Raw genomic sequence first — 16,296 nt, forward strand, 5'->3', positions numbered from 1 at the left:
AAGCTCGTCCTTCCAGGATCCGGGGTCAGAACAGGCCGGTGGGTGCTGCCGTGGGGTCGATGACGCCGTCGGCCGCACGCAGGGAGAGCCGGTGCAACTGCCCCGCCGGGAGCTCGGGGATGCCCTCGACGGCCTGCAGGAAGCGGTCGGCCTCGGCGTCCTCGACCACGCCCTCGGCGAGTGAGCGGAACTTCCGGACGTACTGCTCGCGCGCGAAGGGACGGGCGCCCTGCGGGTGTGCGTCGGCCACGGCGATCTCGTCCCGGATCACGGTGCCGTCGCGCAGGGTGATCTCGACGGCGCCGCCGAAGGCCTTCTCGGCGAGGTCCAGTGAGTGGTACCGGCGGGTCCATTCGGGATCCTCGGTCGTGGTGACCTTCCGCCACAGGGCGACCGTGTCGGGCCGACCGGCGCGCTCGGGGGCGTAGGAGTCGACGTGGTGCCACGCACCGTCCTGCAGGGCCACGGCGAAGATGAACGGGATCGAGTGGTCGAGCGTCTCGCGGGAGGCGCGCGGGTCGTACTTCTGCGGATCGTTCGCTCCCGAGCCGATCACGAAGTGGGTGTGGTGGGAGGTGCGGATGAGGATCGAGTCGACCTGCTCGGGGTCCGTGACCTCCGGATGCGTCTCGTGCAGTCGGCGCGCCAGGTCGATCCAGGCCTGCGCCTGGTACTCGGCCGAGTGCTCCTTGGTGAAGGTGTCGAGGATCGCGCGCTTGGGCTCGCCGGGGTCGGGGAGGGAGACGGTGTAGCGGGCATCGGGGCCGTCGAGCAGCCAGGCGATCACGCCGTCCTCGCCCTCGTAGATCGGGACGGGGGAGGTCTGCCCGCGCATGGCGCGATCCACGGCCTCCACGGCCATCTTCCCGGCGAAGGCGGGGGCGTGCGCCTTCCACGTCGAGATCTCGCCCTTGCGCGACTGGCGCGTGGCGGTGGTGGTGTGCAGGGCCTGGCCGATGGCCTGGAAGATCGTCTCCGCGTCGAGGCCCAGGAGTGTGCCGATCCCGGCCGCGGCCGACGGCCCCAGGTGCGCCACGTGGTCGATCTTGTGGGCGTGCAGGCTGATGGCGCGGGCGAGGTCGACCTGCAGCTCGTAGCCGGTGGCGATGCCGCGGATCAGGTCCGCGCCGGTGGCGCCCGTGTGCTCGGCGACCGCGAGGACCGGCGGGATGTTGTCACCGGGATGGGAGTACTCGGCGGCCAGGAAGGTGTCGTGGAAGTCGAGCTCGCGCACTGCGACGCCGTTGGCCCAGGCCGCCCACTCCGGGGAGGTGCGCTCATCGGTGCCGAACACGCCGGCGCCGGATCCTCCGCGGGAGACCGGGTGGCTGAGGGCCTGCGCACGGGCCGAGACCACGGGGGAGCGGCGCAGAGAGGCGAGGGCGACCGCGGCGTTGTCGATGACCCGGTTGATGATCATCTCCGTGACCTCGGGGCCGACGGCCACGGGGTCGACGGCGACCTGCGCCATCTGCCAGGCCAGCTGCTCCTCGCGCGGCAGGTTCTCCTCGGAGCGGTGGACGCGGACGTCGATGTCGTGCATGGGGTCCTCTCGGATCGTCGCAGGGCGTCTCCGTGTATACCGCATCCGTGCGGGAGCGCGCCGGGAGGGCCACGGTCTTCCTCGCGCTCCTCCGCGCGAAAGGATCAGGTCGGGTTCACGAGTGCGCGGTGCTGCTGTCCGTGACGCTGCCGTTCACGAGGGGGCGACGATCGTGTGCATGACGCAGTTCTTCAGTCCCTTGGGCCGGTCGTAGACGAAGCCGAGCCGTTCGTAGAGACGGCGGGTGCCGTTGTAGAGGAACGAGGAGGACATCTTCTTCGTCTGCTGCGTGAGGTCGTGCGGATAGCTCTCGACGCGTCCTCCGCCGGCCTGCGCGATCAGGTCGAGAGCGCCGGAGATCGCCTGCTCGGTCAGCCCGTGGCGCCGGTGCCGACGGTCGACGAAGACTCACGTGATCCGGAAGTCCGGGACCACCTCCTGCGTGGCCTCGTACTCCTTGCGGTGATGGATGTTCGGCAGCTCCTCTGCGGTCCCGAACTCGGCCCACGCGATGGCCTCCTCGCCGTCCATCACCAGGGCGGCGCGCGCGACGCCCTTCTCGACGAGGTCCCGCTTGATCGCCCGACCGTCCTCGAGGCTCAGGTCGCATGCGGAGCACCCCTTGTGGAAGTGCGTGCACCAGCAGCCGCCGAAGATGCCGTGGTGCCGGTCCACGAGGTCCTCGAACGCGGACCACGTCCCGGGCGTCAGCGGCCGGACGTCATAGGTGGGCTCGGGATCCATCGTCGCCTCACTCCTTCGACCGGGCGGGAACATCCGCGGGTTCCGCGACGGTTGCTGCGATCTGCTGCCCCGTCACCATGCCCACCATGTCCAAGCCGGGGAGAGTACGCCGGAGACGAAGGCGGCGCGCCGGGCGGAGAAATATCCGGTGTGCGGGGCTCAGTCCGCGGCGGGCTGCTCGATCAGATCGAGATCGCGCACGCAGAACCCGTGATGCTCGAAGGTCTCGCGCAGCACGGTGCCCAGGCACTGCCGCACCGAGCGACCCCGGGCATAGGGCGGCCACAGGTCGTTGTCGGGGATCGGTGCAGGCTGTCCGAGCTGCTCCGCGCCGACCTCGCCCAGCCAGTCCTCGAGCTCATCGGTCTGCTCGGCCCTGATCGCGAGCACGTCCTCGAGCGTGGGATCCGCCGCGGGGTCGAGACCCTGTTCCTCCGCGACGATCCCGTCGATCCCCAGCCCCAGCGGGGTGAAGGGGGCGTCGGATCCGAGGCAGCAGCGACGGAACCATGAGTCGTGCACGAACACCAGGTGGCGCAGGGTCTGCAGGGCCGACCACTCGTCGTGGACGCTGCGGCGCTCGAGGCCGGGCGAGCGTTGCAGGCGCTGTGCCGTCGCCTCCCACTGCTCGTGCAGCTCGCGCGCCGCGCGGCGCAGATCGTGCACATCATCGGAGCGGAGCAGTCGACGCACCGGATGCCGGCGGTCGAGCGCGGCATCGACGTATTCCATGACCTCGACTCCGTTCACGACCAGGTTCGTCACCCGGCCCTCGATGACGGCGTCCTCCAGGAGCACGCCCACGAGCCGCGCGCCGGTCAGGTCGCATTCGCGGAACTCGGCGCCGCGCAGGTCCTCATCCATGAATCGCCTCATGCCCGGCACAGTAGGCCCGGCCCCCGACGATCGGGGCGTGCCGACCCTCCCCTCAGGACCCTTGCCGTCCGTCAGCACTGCCGCCGTCTCTCAGGACTGCTGCTGGATGATCCCGATCTTCTGCCAGACCTTGCGGGCCATGTCCGAGGTGAGGGCCTCGATGCCCTGGACCGCGTCCAGCACGTCCCCGTCCGTCGTGTCCTCGGCGAACAGCGCGGCGCTCTTGCCCACCAGCGACAGCATCTCGGTGGAGAAGTCGAGATATCGGGTGAGGTCAGCCCGGTCCAGATCCATGCCGCCCTCCTCCCGGGTGGCGCGTTCGAGGCGCTCGGGGACCTTGGTGAGCTGGTGCATGTCGATCACGTGCGCGAGGGAGCGCAGGCGGTGCAGGATCCTCAGCACGCGTGCCCGCTCCATCCGCTCGGGCAGCGAGAAGAGGAAGAACACGGCGATGCCGCCGAACACCAGGTCGTTGATGATCGTCTCGATCAGCGGCAGCAGGTCGAGCGGTCCGACGGCACCGGGGGAGGAGACGACCTGGGCGATCGCCAGCGCCACCGCGCCGCCCAGGGAGATCGCGATCAGCAGCATGCCCAGGCGCGAGAGGACGCGAGCCGCGCGCACGCGGCGCCTGCTGATCCCGGATCCCGCGTTGATCTCGTCCACGATCCCCACCACTTCGCCGCACACCTCCCAGAGCGTGCGATCGGGGAACCGGGAGCTGATGCGCTGCTGCAGCGACTGCGCCGAGCGCCGTACCGCGGCGCCCTCCAGGCGTTGGAAGCGGCTGGTGTCCGGCGGCGCGTCGGTGTGGTCGTCGGGGCGCGGGATCGGAGTGGGAAGCCGGGGCATCCCGCGAGGGTATGGCACGGATCTGGTCGTGAGCGGGTCCGACGGCGTTGCGCCGTACGGCGCTCTCCCCGGTCGCCACGATGACCCTTCAGAGCTCGAGTCGTCACCGCCACGGCGCACATCGGTCCGACGGCACTTCCATTGCAGGTTCTCGCGCGGTCCATCGAGCGGGGGATGCCCATGACCAGCAGTTCGACACCGCCGTGGTGCTGACGGAATCTCCCTGCTCGTCCCGATCCTCGCGTGTCGCGGCTTCTCTCGACTGTGGCCTTGAGTATCCATGGCGGCGTTCTGACCGTGCCAGTGGGGGGTCTCGGCTGCGCGCGTGATGCGCGTGATGCGAACGACGCGTGTGGTGGCTGGAGTTCCCAGATGAGGGCGGTCAGCTGGGGTGGAGGTTCGGAGTGCCCGACGAGCGTTGGTCGTCTATTCCTCATGTCCTTGGCATCGGCGCGACCATCAGATGTCGAGACCTGCGAAGAACGCGCAGATGTCCCCGGTGAACGTGCGGGGTGCTTCCGCTGGTGCGAAATGTCCGCCGTGAGGAACGTCCTGCCAGTGCGCGACGTTGTAGAGCCGCTCGACGTGGTGCCGGGGCGGGATGCCGCCGGGGTCGGCGAAGAGCGGGATGCCCGTGGGGACCTCGATCCTGGCTCCGTCCAGCGATGGGGGATGGAGGCGATTGTCGGCGTAGTCCCGCATGGAAGGGCCGATGCAGCCTGTCGTCCAGTAGAGCGTGAGCACGTCGAGCAGGACCTCACGCAGCGGGGAGGCGCTCAGGCGGGCAGGGTCTTCGACCCAGCCGTGCCACTTCTCACCGATCCATCCGGCCAGTCCGGCAGGGGAATCCGTCAGAGCGTAGGCGAGACTCTGTGGCCGGGTGGATTGGATGGCCTTGTAGCCGCCGTCGATCGTCCAGTGCGCCTGGTCGGCCTGCCGCCACTCCCGTTCCTCAGTGGACAGTGAGTCGTGGTCGGCGACCTCGGGGAGGAGTTCGAGAGTCGACAGATGCAAACCGATCACCCGGTCTGGCTGTTGGATCGCCATCATGGTGGCCACGCCTGACCCGAAGTCTCCACCGCCGACGCCGTACCGGTCGTAGCCGAGCTCGGCCATCACGACGTGCCACAGACGGGCGGTCTCGGCGTAGGTCATGGCTCGGTCGGGTCGGGTTGACCAGCCGTAGCCCGGAAGCGATGCGAGCACGACGTCGAATGCCGGTCCAGTCACCCCGTGAGCTGCGGGGTCGGTGAGCATGTCGAGGGCGGGCAGGTACTCCACGAACGCGCTGGGCCATCCATGAGTGAGCAGCAGGGGGATTCCATCGCGCCGCCTCTTGCTCGAGGTTCCGCGAACGACGTGTATTGAGACGTCCTCGATCTGTACCAACTCGTGCTCGCGATCGGACCAGTCGTCGACCGGTCCGGTCCCGTCGATGCGGGCGATCCAGTCCGAGCACAGGGACTGCAGCCACAGAAGGTCGGTGCCGTGGACCCATGCGGGCGCAGCGGCTGCGGGTGGCCATCGGGTCGCGCGCAGACGGGCGGCGAGGTCGGCGAGCAGTGCGGGATCGGCATGCGCGTCGAATGGCAGAGGGGACCGGGACATGTCGGATCATGGCTCCCTGGCGCAGAGAAGAAAGCACCGTCCGCCAACCGTATGCCCGGCGCCCACCGGGGCTGGGCGAGGTCCCGGTTGACCATCGGGTGTCGGCACGACTCCAGAGCGAGCAGCTCCGGCCGTGACCGTCGGGAGAGTGGACGCCGAGGTTCTCGGGGCCCATCGTCCGGCAACCACAGCCGACGCAGCCCCACCGATCTCTCGTCGGCCGGTGGCGGCCTTGCAGTCGAGAGTCACAGCACACGCTGGAGATGCCTGTGGTCCCGCTCGCGCCGAGGGCCTCCTTCGACTTCGCCTGGTAGGCGGATGCGAATCGATACGCGGCACGGACGGGCGGATGCGGCTGCTGCCGACCCCTCGTGAACCCGCATCCGTGAACTGGGCCACTTCCTGCCCACCGGGGAATGAACGGCAGGCTCCTGTAGTTGAGTCCAGTGTGCTCAAGGTTGATGAGGCGGGGTTTGACAGCCCTGCGGAGCGGATCTCTACTTGAGTGCGTACGACTCAGCGCTTCCCGTCGGCATCGCCGGCGGTGCACGAACCCGTTGCGACCGTGCGTCGCAGAAAGGCAGGACCCCATGTCCCGTGTCGTCGGAATCGACCTCGGAACCACCAACTCCTGCGTCGCGGTCATCGAGGGCGGACAGCCCACCGTGATCGCGAACGCGGAGGGCATGCGCACCACCCCGTCCGTCGTGGCCTTCTCCAAGCAGGGAGAGGTCCTCGTGGGCGAGGTCGCCAAGCGCCAGGCGGTCACCAACGTGGACCGCACCATCTCTTCGGTCAAGCGCCACATGGGCACCGACTGGAGCACGGACATCGATGACAAGAAGTACACCGCGCAGGAGATCTCGGCCCGCATCCTGGGCAAGCTCAAGCGCGATGCGGAGGCATACCTCGGCGAGCCCGTCACGGACGCCGTCGTCACCGTCCCCGCGTACTTCAACGACTCCGAGCGCCAGGCGACCAAGGACGCCGGCCAGATCGCGGGACTGAACGTCCTGCGCATCATCAACGAGCCCACCGCGGCCGCTCTCGCCTACGGGCTGGAGAAGGGCAAGGACGACGAGGAGATCCTCGTCTTCGACCTCGGCGGCGGCACCTTCGACGTCTCCCTGCTGCAGGTCAGCAAGGACGAGGACGGCTCGGCCATCCAGGTCGAGGCCACCGCGGGCGACAACCGCCTGGGCGGCGACGACTGGGACCAGAAGATCGTCGACTGGCTGATCCAGCAGGTGAAGTCCAAGGACGGCGTGGACCTGAGCAAGGACCGCATCGCCCTGCAGCGCCTCAAGGAGGCCGCGGAGCAGGCGAAGAAGGAGCTCTCCTCCTCGACGTCGACGAACATCTCGCTGCAGTACCTCTCGATGACCGAGAACGGCCCGCTGCACCTGGACGAGAAGCTGACCCGCTCGCACTTCGAGGAGATGACGCAGGACCTCCTCGAGCGCACGAAGGCCCCCTTCCACCAGGTCATCAAGGACGCCGGGATCTCCGTCTCCGACATCGACCACGTGGTCCTCGTCGGCGGCTCGACCCGTATGCCGGCCGTCTCGGAGCTCGTGAAGTCCCTGACCGGCAAGGAGCCGAACAAGGGCGTGAACCCCGATGAGGTCGTCGCCGTGGGCGCCGCCCTGCAGGCCGCCGTCCTCACCGGCGACCGCAAGGACGTCCTGCTCATGGACGTCACCCCCCTGAGCCTCGGCATCGAGACCAAGGGCGGGCGCATGACCAAGCTCATCGAGCGCAACGCGGCCATCCCGACCAAGGCATCGGAGATCTTCTCCACCGCCGAGGACAACCAGCCGTCGGTCGCCATCCAGGTCTTCCAGGGCGAGCGCCAGTTCACCCGGGACAACAAGCTCCTGGGCACCTTCGAGCTGACCGGCATCGCGCCGGCCCCGCGCGGCATCCCGCAGATCGAGGTCACCTTCGACATCGACTCCAACGGCATCGTGCACGTCAGCGCCAAGGACCGCGGCACCGGCAACGAGCAGTCCATCCAGATCACCGGCGGGTCCGCCCTCTCCGAGGACGACATCGATCGCATGGTCAAGGACGCCGAGGCCCACGCCGCCGAGGACGAGGAGCGCCGGAAGAACTCCGACGCCCGCAACACCCTCGAGCAGCTCGTCTACCAGGGCGAGAAGCTGCTGAAGGACAACGAGGACAAGATCGCCGAGTCAGACCGCACCAAGGCCGAGGACGCCATCAAGGAGGGCAAGGACCTGCTCGCGAACGAGGACGCCTCCACGAGCGACCTCGAGGCCAAGCGGGATGCTCTCAACGAGGCCCTGCAGGCCGTCGGCACGGCGATCTACTCGCAGCAGGGCGAGGACGGCGCCGCGGGCGCCGAGGGCGCCCCGAACGCGGACGCGGGCGCGTCGTCGGATGACGACGACGTGGTCGACGCCGAGATCGTGGACGACGAGGACGAGGAGAAGAAGTGATGACCGAGAACCAGCAGACGCCCGATCCCCAGGACCCGCGCGGTCCCGAGGGTGACGCGGCAGAGGCCGGGTTCTCCTTCACCGACAAGCGCAGGGTGGACCCGGCGGACGGCAGCGTCCGCCCGTCGGGCCCGACGGCCGACGATCAGGGGGGCGACCCCCTGGACGCCGAGGCGGCGGAGCTCTACGAGCAGGCGCAGCAGGAGGGCGATCCCGCGGGGGAGGCCTCCGGCGAGAGCGCCCGGATCGCGGAGCTCGAGTCGCAGGTGGCGGACCTGTCCGAGGAGCTCAAGCGCTCCCAGGCCGAGTACGTCAACTCCCGGCGACGGATCGAGGCGACGGCGGCGGCCGACAAGCAGGCCGCATCCTCCCGCGTCCTGGCCAGCCTGATCAGCGTCCTGGACGACATCGAGCTGGGCCGCCAGCATGGTGACATCGCCGAGGGCACCCCGTTCCACTCGATCGCCGCGAAGCTCGAGGACACCCTGCGCGCGCAGGGCCTCGAGCGGTACGGCGAGGCGGGCGACGAGTTCGATCCGAGCCTGCACGAGGCCCTCATGCACGAGGAGTCCCCGGAGGCGGACACCACCCGGATCAAGCTCGTCATGCAGCCCGGGTACCGGGCGGGCGACCGCGTGCTGCGCCCCGCCCGCGTGGGCACCGTGGGCCCGCAGTGATTCCCACGCGATGATCGGAGGCGCTCCTGCCGTTTCGACGGGAGCCGCCCCGATCGCACGCCGACCCCGTCGGCGCGGCGGGCCGGTGCGGATCAGTTCCGCACCGGCCCGCCTGCCATGAGGGACCATCGGCACCACAGACGTCCGCGGCCCGCAGCCGGGCCGTGCACCATGGACTCAGCGGCACCCCTCGCCGCACCGAGACCACCACAGATCCACAGCAGACCGACGCTCCCCGAAAGGAGGCGCACGAATGTCCCAGCAGGACTGGCTCGAGAAGGACTTCTACGCGGTCCTCGGCGTCTCGAAGGACGCGAGCGCGCAGGAGATCAAGAAGGCATACCGCAAGAAGGCGCGGGACCTCCATCCCGACCGCCACCCCGACGATCCCTCCGCCGAGGACCGATTCAAGGAGGTCGGCGAGGCCTACTCCGTCCTCAGCGACGACGAGCAGCGCGAGCAGTACGACGCGATCCGCGCCATGGGCGCGGGCGGCGCGCGCTTCGCACCCGGATCCGGCGGCGGAGGCGGCGGCGGGTTCGAGGACATGTTCGGCTCGATGTTCGGAGGCGGCGGAGGCCGCACCGCCTACAGCACGGGCGGGCAGAACATCGACATGGACGACCTGCTGCGCATGTTCGGCGGCGGCGGAGGCGCAAGCTTCGGCGGCGCGCCCGGCGGCGGTGGCGCGGGCTTCGGCCGCGGCGGCTACGGCACGCAGACGAAGGGCGAGGACCTGCGCGCCCACCTCACGCTCAGCTTCCGCGACGCGGCGCTGGGCACCGAGGCCAAGCTCGACGTGGGCGGCCGCAGCGTCACCACCCGCATCCCCGCCGGCGTGCACGACGGGCAGAAGATCCGTCTGCGCGGCAAGGGGCAGCCCGGTCAGAACGGCGGCCCCGCCGGCGACCTGATCCTCACCCTCGACGTCGGTTCCGATCCCGTGTGGTCCGCCGACGGCGCGGACCTGCACATCACCGTGCCCGTCCGCTTCGACGAGGCGGCGCTCGGCACCACGATCGAGGTCCCTCTGTTCGAGGGCGGCCATGTGAGGATGAAGGTCCCCGCGGGCACGCCGTCGGGCCGCACTCTGCGCGCCAAGGGCAAGGGACTGAAGACGTCCAAGCGCACGGGAGACCTGCGTGTGAAGATCGAGGTGGCCGTCCCCGAGCACCTCGATGAGTCGGCGCGCGAGGCCGTCGAGGCCCTGCGCGACGCCCTCGGGGACGAGAACCCGCGCGCCGGGCTCGCCGAGGCCGCCCGCCGCTGACGGCCGCGGCGGATCCGGCCCGGACGCCGAGCGCGACGGGTCGGCCGTCCCCGGCCGACCGCGACGGGCCGGCCGCACGACCCGGTGCACGACCAGAGCTCGACCGCAGGACGAGAGGAGGCGAGGGCGATGCCCCCGTTCCAGCAGATCGACGAGCGGGCACCCGTGTTCGTCATCTCCGTCGCGGCTGAGCTCGCGGGCATGCACCCGCAGACCCTGCGCCAGTACGACAGGCTCGGTCTGGTCTCCCCGCAGCGCACCTCGGGCCGCGGCCGCCGCTACAGCGCGCGCGACGTCGCACAGCTCCGCGAGGTCCAGCGCCTCTCCCAGGAGGAGGGCATCAACCTCGCGGGCATCAAGCGGATCCTCGAGCTGCAGGACGAGGTGACGCAGCTGCAGTCCCAGCTCGGCTCCGTGCGCGAGGCGATCGCCGCGATGGGCGGACGCGCCTCCGGCGCCCGCAGCAGTGGCGGGGGCGAGAACTCCGGGCGTGTCTTCGCAGCCGACAGCGCGGGGCGCGTGAGCACCCTGCGCCGCGGCCAGCGTCCTGCCCGGCCCGACAGCGGGGCCGTCGTGCTCTGGAGGCCCGGCGGAGGGCGCTGAGCCGCCCGCGCCGGACCCGTCGGCCCGTCGGCCGGGCCCGTCGGCGCGTCGGCCGGGCCCGGCCCGTCGCCCGGAGTGGGCCCGTCGACCGCTCTCAGCGGGGACGACGCGGGCCGACGCCCTCCCGCTCGTAGATGCCCTGCAGCTGGGCGGCGACCTCCTGCATGTCCACCGCCTCGGCGGCGGCGCGGCCCGCCGCGGAGAGGTCCGCGAGCTCCCCGTCGAGCAGCAGTCGCAGACGCTCCGCGATCTTCTGCGCACCGCTGCGCCGGGCGCGCAGCGCCTGGTCCGAGCCGCCGCTCACGGCGCTCGAGGCGGGCACGGGCACCTTGTGGACGACCTCGCCGTCCGGCAGCCAGTCCTCGTAGATCGGGATGTCCGAGAGCAGCACGGGGGCGCGGCAGGCGAGGGCCTCCAGCAGCACGATCCCCTCGGTCTCCTCCTTGGTGAGGAAGCAGAAGGCGTCGCACCCGGCGTAGGCCTCGCGCAGCACGTCCGGGGTGACGTACCCCGGGAAGCGGGCGTTGGACGGGGCGGAGGCGACCGCGGCCGCGACGTCCTTCGTGATCAGACGCGGGTCGGTGCGGCCGTACCAGACGAAGGTGACCTCGGGCATCGACCGGGCGAGCTCCACCCATTCGAGGATCCCCTTGCGGACCATCTGGATGCCCACGCTCATCACCACCGGCGCCTCGGGCGCCAGCCCCAGACGGTCGCGCAGCGCCCCGCGGTCCCCGTCGCGGCGCGCGAAGAAGCCGGTGTCGACCCCGTTCGAGAGCACATGGATGCGCCGGGAGATCTTGTAGCGGGGCCGGGAGATCAGGGTGCGCGCGTACTGCGTGGGCGTGACGACCGCGTCCCCACGGCGGTAGATCCACGCGATCCAGCGCCGGAACCAGGGGGCGATCCGGTTCGCGCCCGTGAACGAGTCCCGGAAATCCTCCTCGGTCGAGTGCGCCCACATCATCACCGGTCGCCCGCGCAGGTGCGAGAGCGCAGCCAGCAGCGGCGTGTCCGGGAAGGGAGTGTTCAGGTGCGCGACGTCGTAGTCCGCGAAGGGCGAGGTGACGACCTCGTGCCCCAGGGCCTCGACCGCGCGACGCTGATGGCGGATGGCCTCGCCGATCCCGGACTGACCCGCGAGGGCCGCGAGACCCTTGGGGATCAGCACGCGCAGACGTGCGGGTGTCGTCTCGTCGCCGCTCACCAGGGCACCACCTTCATCAGCAGGGCGCTCACGCCCAGTCCGTACGCGATCAGCGCCCATGGCTTGCACGCGAGGATGATCAGCGCGAACGTGCGCCAGCGCATGCGGGTCGTGCCCGCGAGGTAGCACAGCAGGTCATCCGGCGCGACGGGCAGGGCGATCGCGGCCGCGAAGAGGGTCGTGAAGCGGGGCCTGCGGGTCCACCCCAGGTACTTCTCGACCGTGCTCTCGCTGAACGCGCGTTCGATGAGCCCGAGTCCCACGTGGCGGGCGATCGCGAAGTTCGCGAAGGAGCCCGCGCACACGGCGAGATAGCTCAGCAGCGTGCCCTCGACAGGCCCGAACAGCACGGGCGCCGCGAGCACGAGGATCCCGCCGGGGATGATCGGGAAGACGACGCTCGCCCCGCTCAGCAGCACCAGGACCACGGGTCCGAACGCGCCGAGGGAGTCGATGAAGGACTGCAGGTGCTCCTGGGAGTCCAGGACGCCGGCGCGCAGGCCCCAGATCACGGCGCCCGCGCAGGCGAGCAGTCCCAGCAGGGGCGCGAGGCGCACCGCCATCCGCAGCGGATCGCGGCGGGAGGCGGCGGGCGCGTCACCGGAGGCGGTGACCGGGGCGGTCCCGGCGGGCGGAGCCGAAGAGCTCGATGAGTCGGTGCGGGCCGACGGGCCGGCGGACGGGCCGGCCGCGGGGCGGGCGAGGACGGAAGGGCGTCGGACGACGGCAGGGCGCGCGGGGCGGGCGGAGCGCGCGGTGCGCCCCGGGATCGTGGTGCTCATGGTCGCCTCAGGCGTTCAGGAGGCGCGAGGGGGCGCCGTGCGGACCGCCCTGGGCGGCCGGTGCTGGGACCGCGGCGGCCGGGACTCCCGCGGGCGCCCCTGCGAGATGCGCGCCGAAGCCGGGCGCGAGGCCGGTGGCCGACGGCGACGCCGCCGAGACCGCCGACGGGGCCGCCCCACGGCTGCGCTCGACGTGCATCGTGCGGTAGACCTCGAGGACCCTCGCGCCGAAGGCCTCCGCGCCGCAGGTGCGGCGCGCATGCTGGAGGGCGCGGTGCGACATCCTCTCGATGCCGATCTCGTCGTCCAGCAGCGAGGTGAGACGGGCGCAGAACTCCGCGGAGTCCTCCACGGCATAGCCGGTCTCGCCGTCCACGAGCACGCCGGCGACCGAGTCGTCGCGGCGGCACAGCAGCGGGAGCCCGCAGGCGAGGGCCTCGATGTAGGTGAGGCCCTGGGTCTCCGAGCGGGACGCGGAGACGAACAGGTCGGCCATCCGGTACCAGCGCGGGACCTCGTGCGGGTCGATCGCGCCGGCGAAGCGCACGGACCTCTCCATGCCGAGGTCGGCGACCAGGTGCTCGAGGTGCTCGCGGTAGGGGCCGTCGCCCACGAGCACGAGGACCGCGTCCTCGCGCTCGGCGGCGGCCACGTCGCGGATGACCTGGTCGAGGTTCTTCTCCTTGGCCAGGCGCGAGACGCTCAGGAGCACCTTCTGGCGGGCGCCGATCCCCAGGGAGGCGCGCAGGGCGGCGGAGTCGGCCGCCTCGGCCGAGGACTGCGCGGGGCGGAAGCGCCCCAGGTCCAGACCCGTCGGGATCACGTGCACGGGGCGGCTCACCCGGTAGCCCTCGAGGAGGTGCGCGACCTTCTCGGTGGGGGCGATGACCGCGTCGGTGCGCTCCAGCAGCCGGCGGGAGAACTCCGCGACGGCCTTGCGGCCCATGGTGCGGCTGGGGGAGTAGTAGTGCGTGTAGTCCTCGTAGATCGTGTGGTACGTGTGCACGAGGGGGACGTCGAGGTCACGGGCGATGCGGCGGGCCCACACATGGGTGGTGAACTCGCAGTTCGAGTGGACCACGTCCGGGTGCCAGCGCTTGATCGCGCCGAGGATGCGCCGCTGGTGGATGGTGCCGATGCGGGCGCTCGCGTAGAACAGCGAGGCCGAGACCGAGCCGAGGCGGTAGACCTTGCCCTCGCACGAGGAGCGCAGGCCGGGTGCGAGGGTCAGCACCCGCACGTCGCAGCCCAGGGCTTCGAGCTGCCTACGCAGCGTGGTCACCGAGGCGACGACCCCGTTGACCGCGGGTTCCCACCAGTCGGTGGTCAGCAGCACCTTCAGCGGGCGCTCGGATCGCGCGGCGTGCCGCGCGGACGAGGACCTCTCGAGCAGTGTCATGGTGCCATCCTCCGCCGGAGACGGGGCCGACCCATCAGTCGGAGGTCCACTCCGCGTCCACCCCAGGGATGATCCTGCGACGGAGGCGGACCCGGACACTCGGCCCTGGCCTCCCCCTTCGCACGAACGTGAGCGCTGCATGGTCCCGACCATAGCGTCCCGGAGCCGCGAGTCGAGGGTGCGGCGGGGGACACGCCGGGGAAGGCCTGATGACGGGGAGCGGGTCGGGGCGGCGGAGGGGTGTCGAGGAGTCATGCTCCGAGTCTGCGCACCCGCGGCGCCCCTTCCCATCCCGCCACCTGGTGGGGCCCATGTCGGGCTTTCCCCACCTCCGGCGCCTGCTCGGCGCGCACTCGGTGGCCGGCTCAGGCGGTGATCACTCGCTGACCTGGTAGGTGGCGGTGAGGTCGGCGCTCGCGAGCTGCTGGGTGAAGATCGCGAAGCGCGCGCCCACATGGGGGTCCGACGGATCGGCGCCCAGGGTCTCCACGGGCAGCGCGTGCACGGAGAACACGTAGCGGTGCGGAGGACCGGCGGGCGGGTTGGGGCCGTCGTAGCCGATGCGCCCGAAGTCGTTGGCCGCCTGCTTCAGATCGGTGCTCTCGCGGGGCACACCGAGGTCCAGCGAGGTGGCCGAGGCGGGGATGTCCCAGGCGATCCAGTGCCAGAAGCCCGAGCCCGTCGGCGCGTCGGGGTCGTAGCAGGTGACGGCGAAGCTCCGGGTGCCCTCGGGCGCGCCGGTCCAGGTGAGGTCCGGGGAGGTCGAGGTGCCGCCGAGCTCGGGGGCGAGCTGCGCGGCGGCGACCACGGAGTCGTCGGGAGTGGCCTGCGAGGTGACGGAGAACGTGGTGTCGGTCATGCTCCCAGGCTACGGGACGCTCGCCCGGTGACGACAGGATCCCCGGCGGTCGCAGTGATCGACCGGCGCTCGTCGGCGCGTCCCTCCTGTGCCGTTCCCGGGGCTCGTCGGCCCCGGATCAGAATCCGCTGGAGGAGGGGCGCGGGTAGTGCGTGAGGAACTTCTTGACCTGGTTGGCCATCGCGGCGGCGATGTAGGCGCGGCGGCGCGCGCCCTCGGTGGCGTAGGCCAGCGGGTGCACCGTGCGGTGGCGGGCGATGCGGCGCACGCGGGCCCGCAGCCCGGGCTCGGTCACGTAGCGCATGAGCAGGGGGCGGGGGACGATCGAGTAGAGGATCTCGTCGTCCGGGACGATCCGCTCGATCCGCGCGTGGTCGACGACGTCGCGGACGACCGCGCGCGCCACGTTCGCCCCGGCCGCGGTCATGTAGTAGTTGTTCCGCCCGATGCGCGGGTTGACCTCGAAGAACTTCGCGACACCCGTGCGCGGGTCGACCTTCACGTCGAAGTTCGCGTAGCCGCGGTAGCCGGTGTGCTCGAGGAACGCGACGGCCTGCACGGCGATCTCGCCCGGGTCGGCCGTGAACATCGCCGCCGGGTTCCCGAGGGCGCCGGGGGTGTGCTCCTCGAGCAGCACGTGCGCGCCGCCGAGCAGGGTCACCCGGCCCGCCTGGTCGACGTAGGCGGTGATCGAGCGCATGGCGGTGTCGTCGCCCGGGACCATCTCCTGGACCACGAAGCGGTCGGCGAAGCCCGCCTCGTCGAGCTGGTGCACGAGGTCCGTGAGCTCGGCTGGCTCGGTGAGGTGGTAGACCTTCTTCTTCCCCGCGAACTCCACATGCGTGTAGGCGGAGGAGCGGGCGGGCTTGGCGACCACGGGGAAGGCGAACGGGAGCTCCGGGATCTCCGTCGGCCCCTCACCGGTGAAGTCCACGACCACGGTCTCCGGCGTGCTCACGCCGAGCGTCGTGCAGATCTCGGAGAAGGTCGCCTTGTCGGAGACGTCGCGGAGGGTCTCCTCGTCCAGCACCGGCAGCACGAAGAACTCCTCGAGCTCCTCGCGGTGGGCGCTGAGCAGTGCGATCAGCCAGTCGGCGTTCGCGAGCACGATCGCCGGGACGCCCGGGCGCTGCGCGGCGCGCTCCCGGCCGTGGCGCAGCAGGGCGGCGGCGAGGTCATCCTCGGTGGCGCTCGCGCCAAGCTCCTCGGCTACCAGGATCCGCGAGTCCGCGATCGGCCCCGAGACGCTGCGCGTGATGACGTGCGAGATCGTTCCGTACTGCTCGTGGAAGGCGCGGGCCAGGGCGTACACGCCGATGTCACCGCCCAGCATCACCAGGTCGAAGTCGTCGCGAGGCTCGACGGGGCCGCGGGAGCGCGAGGAGGCGGGCGACATGGGTGATCTCCTTCGGAC

14 protein-coding genes are annotated in these 16,296 nt (G+C 71.0%); 4 read left to right on the plus strand and 10 right to left on the minus strand.

The genetic code is table 11. The features are described from left to right. Window positions 1-25 precede the first annotated feature (25 nt). From MHY49_RS04615 to MHY49_RS04635, 5 genes are all read right to left on the minus strand, one after another. Window positions 26-1,543 (minus strand): MmgE/PrpD family protein, encoded by a 1,518-nt coding sequence (locus tag MHY49_RS04615; protein WP_239202916.1) that lies wholly within the window; start codon window positions 1,541-1,543, stop codon window positions 26-28. Window positions 1,544-1,951: 408 nt separating this feature from the next. Further along, window positions 1,952-2,287: a hypothetical protein gene (locus MHY49_RS04620; RefSeq protein WP_239202917.1), complete on the minus strand. Its 336-nt coding sequence runs from the start codon at window positions 2,285-2,287 to the stop codon at window positions 1,952-1,954. 159 nt (window positions 2,288-2,446) lie between these two features. Next, entirely contained in the window at window positions 2,447-3,163 is a 717-nt protein-coding gene (locus MHY49_RS04625) for a DinB family protein (protein WP_239202918.1), read from the minus strand. A gap of 90 nt (window positions 3,164-3,253) precedes the next feature. Further along, window positions 3,254-4,015 carry a hypothetical protein gene (locus MHY49_RS04630; protein ID WP_239202919.1) on the minus strand — a complete coding sequence of 254 codons (762 nt, stop codon included), beginning with the start codon at window positions 4,013-4,015 and terminating at the stop codon, window positions 3,254-3,256. A gap of 459 nt (window positions 4,016-4,474) precedes the next feature. Continuing rightward, window positions 4,475-5,623, minus strand: coding sequence for an alpha/beta fold hydrolase (locus MHY49_RS04635; RefSeq protein WP_239202920.1), 1,149 nt, complete (start codon window positions 5,621-5,623; stop codon window positions 4,475-4,477). Window positions 5,624-6,213: 590 nt separating this feature from the next. Here MHY49_RS04635 and dnaK point away from each other — a divergent pair. The 4 genes from dnaK to MHY49_RS04655 all read left to right on the plus strand — a co-directional run bounded on the left by dnaK (window position 6,214) and on the right by MHY49_RS04655 (window position 10,635). Beyond that, the gene (dnaK, locus tag MHY49_RS04640; RefSeq protein WP_239202921.1) at window positions 6,214-8,085 is read left to right on the plus strand and encodes a molecular chaperone DnaK; all 1,872 of its coding nucleotides are present in this window, start codon (window positions 6,214-6,216) and stop codon (window positions 8,083-8,085) included. Continuing rightward, window positions 8,085-8,762: a nucleotide exchange factor GrpE gene (locus MHY49_RS04645; protein WP_239202922.1), complete on the plus strand. Its 678-nt coding sequence runs from the start codon at window positions 8,085-8,087 to the stop codon at window positions 8,760-8,762. The genes dnaK and MHY49_RS04645 overlap by 1 nt, the downstream gene beginning before the upstream one ends. A gap of 253 nt (window positions 8,763-9,015) precedes the next feature. Further along, a complete protein-coding gene (locus tag MHY49_RS04650; protein ID WP_239202923.1) occupies window positions 9,016-10,032 on the plus strand; it encodes a DnaJ C-terminal domain-containing protein in 1,017 nt (338 codons plus the stop codon). Window positions 10,033-10,161: 129 nt separating this feature from the next. Beyond that, a complete protein-coding gene (locus MHY49_RS04655; protein ID WP_200501331.1) occupies window positions 10,162-10,635 on the plus strand; it encodes a heat shock protein transcriptional repressor HspR in 474 nt (157 codons plus the stop codon). Between the two features lie 94 nt (window positions 10,636-10,729). Here the strand turns inward: MHY49_RS04655 and MHY49_RS04660 are convergent, their stop codons facing one another. The 5 genes from MHY49_RS04660 to MHY49_RS04680 form a co-directional block, all read right to left on the minus strand. Next, window positions 10,730-11,842, minus strand: coding sequence for a glycosyltransferase family 4 protein (locus MHY49_RS04660; protein WP_239202924.1), 1,113 nt, complete (start codon window positions 11,840-11,842; stop codon window positions 10,730-10,732). Continuing rightward, window positions 11,839-12,624, minus strand: a complete 786-nt coding sequence (locus MHY49_RS04665; protein WP_239202925.1) for a TVP38/TMEM64 family protein — start codon at window positions 12,622-12,624, stop codon at window positions 11,839-11,841. The genes MHY49_RS04660 and MHY49_RS04665 overlap by 4 nt, the downstream gene beginning before the upstream one ends. 7 nt (window positions 12,625-12,631) lie before the next feature. Next, window positions 12,632-14,023, minus strand: a complete 1,392-nt coding sequence (locus tag MHY49_RS04670) for a glycosyltransferase (protein ID WP_239202926.1) — start codon at window positions 14,021-14,023, stop codon at window positions 12,632-12,634. Between the two features lie 376 nt (window positions 14,024-14,399). Then, complete coding sequence (locus tag MHY49_RS04675; protein WP_239202927.1) at window positions 14,400-14,882, minus strand: YbhB/YbcL family Raf kinase inhibitor-like protein; 483 nt, start codon at window positions 14,880-14,882, stop codon at window positions 14,400-14,402. 118 nt (window positions 14,883-15,000) lie between these two features. Next, window positions 15,001-16,278, minus strand: coding sequence for a carboxylate--amine ligase (locus MHY49_RS04680; protein WP_239202928.1), 1,278 nt, complete (start codon window positions 16,276-16,278; stop codon window positions 15,001-15,003). Window positions 16,279-16,296 lie beyond the last annotated feature (18 nt).

The sequence above is a fragment of the Brachybacterium sp. ACRRE genome (assembly GCF_022346485.1).
GTDB classification, from domain to species: domain Bacteria; phylum Actinomycetota; class Actinomycetes; order Actinomycetales; family Dermabacteraceae; genus Brachybacterium; species Brachybacterium halotolerans.

Bases quoted from the DNA above. Each gene is read 5' to 3' on its own strand.
- MHY49_RS04630 (WP_239202919.1), bottom strand. From the start codon at position 4,015: ATGCCCCGGCTTCCCACTCCGATCCCGCGCCCCGACGACCACACCGAC.
- MHY49_RS04620 (WP_239202917.1), bottom strand. From the start codon at position 2,287: ATGGATCCCGAGCCCACCTATGACGTCCGGCCGCTGACGCCCGGGACG.
- MHY49_RS04625 (WP_239202918.1), bottom strand. From the start codon at position 3,163: ATGAGGCGATTCATGGATGAGGACCTGCGCGGCGCCGAGTTCCGCGAA.
- MHY49_RS04615 (WP_239202916.1), bottom strand. From the start codon at position 1,543: ATGCACGACATCGACGTCCGCGTCCACCGCTCCGAGGAGAACCTGCCG.
- dnaK (WP_239202921.1), top strand. From the start codon at position 6,214: ATGTCCCGTGTCGTCGGAATCGACCTCGGAACCACCAACTCCTGCGTC.
- MHY49_RS04645 (WP_239202922.1), top strand. From the start codon at position 8,085: ATGACCGAGAACCAGCAGACGCCCGATCCCCAGGACCCGCGCGGTCCC.
- MHY49_RS04675 (WP_239202927.1), bottom strand. From the start codon at position 14,882: ATGACCGACACCACGTTCTCCGTCACCTCGCAGGCCACTCCCGACGAC.
- MHY49_RS04635 (WP_239202920.1), bottom strand. From the start codon at position 5,623: ATGTCCCGGTCCCCTCTGCCATTCGACGCGCATGCCGATCCCGCACTG.
- MHY49_RS04665 (WP_239202925.1), bottom strand. From the start codon at position 12,624: ATGAGCACCACGATCCCGGGGCGCACCGCGCGCTCCGCCCGCCCCGCG.
- MHY49_RS04670 (WP_239202926.1), bottom strand. From the start codon at position 14,023: ATGACACTGCTCGAGAGGTCCTCGTCCGCGCGGCACGCCGCGCGATCC.
- MHY49_RS04680 (WP_239202928.1), bottom strand. From the start codon at position 16,278: ATGTCGCCCGCCTCCTCGCGCTCCCGCGGCCCCGTCGAGCCTCGCGAC.
- MHY49_RS04650 (WP_239202923.1), top strand. From the start codon at position 9,016: ATGTCCCAGCAGGACTGGCTCGAGAAGGACTTCTACGCGGTCCTCGGC.
- MHY49_RS04655 (WP_200501331.1), top strand. From the start codon at position 10,162: ATGCCCCCGTTCCAGCAGATCGACGAGCGGGCACCCGTGTTCGTCATC.